The organism is Streptomyces sp. NK15101, from assembly GCF_020400725.1.
GTDB lineage: Bacteria > Actinomycetota > Actinomycetes > Streptomycetales > Streptomycetaceae > Streptomyces.
The window spans coordinates 1-686 of record NZ_JAINVG010000208.1; the positions used below are offsets into that span (position 1 = coordinate 1).

Genomic DNA, 686 nt, shown 5'->3' on the forward strand with positions numbered 1-686 from the left:
CGGCGGGCCGGCATCGACGACACGGTCGTCTTCGAGACCAAGGGCGCCATCGCCCGGGCCATGGTCCGCCGGGCGATCGCGGAGAAGAACCCGTTCGGCTGGGTCACCGCGGACGCCGGCTACGGCTACTGGAAAAGCTGGCGGTCCGAGCTGGAACAGGCCGACGTCTTCCACGTCATGGCCACCACCCGGCACGACACCGTCGTCACCCGCTGGGCCCTCGACCACCCCGTCCACGACCTGTTCCACGACCTGCCCCGGCAGAAGTGGAAGCGCCGGTCCTGCGGCAACGGCTCGCACGGTCCCCGGGTCTTCGACTGGGCCAGAGTGGAGATCCGGCCCTGGCACCGCGAGGACCGCCGCCACTGGGCCATCGCCCGCCGCAGCGTCGCCCGGCCCCAGGAGATCTCCTACTACATCGCCTACTGCCCCGCCGACACCCCCCTCGACCAGCTCATTCACGTCGCCGGCAGCCGCTGGGCGGTCGAGGAGTGCTTCCAGAGCGCGAAGCAGGAATGCGGCCTGGACGACTACCAGGTTTGCCGCTACCCCGGCTGGCACCGCCACATCACCCTGGCCATGGCCGCCCACGCCTGCCTCACGATCCTGCGGGCCCGCGAGCTCGACGCCGGGAAAGCAGAAACGGATCCTCCGGCCTCGCCCCCCTCAGCCTTCCCGAGCTCAGA

Annotated in this window: 1 protein-coding gene; it reads left to right on the top strand. The window is 70.8% G+C overall.

Annotated features, from left to right (window positions below; all coding sequences use genetic code 11):
• A partial coding sequence (locus K7G60_RS38625) for an IS701 family transposase (protein ID WP_225805634.1) occupies positions 1–686 on the top strand: 686 nt, incomplete at both ends.